The organism is Arthrobacter sp. ZGTC212 (assembly GCF_002929255.1).
GTDB lineage: Bacteria > Actinomycetota > Actinomycetes > Actinomycetales > Micrococcaceae > Arthrobacter_B > Arthrobacter_B sunyaminii.
This window is the reverse complement of record NZ_PJIJ01000080.1, coordinates 1-533: the sequence shown is the minus strand read 5'-3', so window position 1 is coordinate 533 and position 533 is coordinate 1. Positions and strand designations below refer to the sequence as shown.

General features: G+C 32.6%; 1 protein-coding gene. It reads right to left on the bottom strand.

The window, feature by feature from the left end; all coding sequences use genetic code 11:
* Window positions 1-460: UxaA family hydrolase (locus CXQ89_RS17995; protein ID WP_219815648.1), on the bottom strand; the 460-nt coding region annotated here is incomplete at its 3' end.
* Window positions 461-533: the final 73 nt, after the last annotated feature.

Sequence of the window (533 nt, the reverse complement as noted above, 5' to 3'; positions counted from 1 at the left end):
TACCATCTACGTTTTCAAATAGTCTCTGATCACTAGCATTGCCTATAGTTGCAGTTAAATCTTTTGCTATAATTTGCGATACATCTGCACCAGACTGATATAAGCGAATCAACTCCTCAACTTCAGAACTGTAGTCATTCGCTTTAATCTTATATCCTAGTTTTTCTTCAAAAGCAGTTTTAAGAGTCAAAACATTTCTATTTTCACAAAATACCAAAGGAATCACCAGCCAATAATTAGCTGTACCAACAGTTCCATTAGAGCGATGGAAGCCACTAAAAGTTCGATCTTTAAATATAGTTACATCGGGTTTTTTCCAAGCGGTATTTCTTTTACTTAATTTAAAATCATTAGCAGCGTGTCTTAAATTTAAAGTTGATATTAATGCTCCCTTATCCAAATCACAATTCACCTTTCCAATTAAAACTCCATACATATAAATTTCATCGTCTTTTGCCAATCGATGAATGGTAAATTTATGTTTAGCTGCAACATTCTCCAGTAATTCGAAACGATTATTATTCCATTCAATT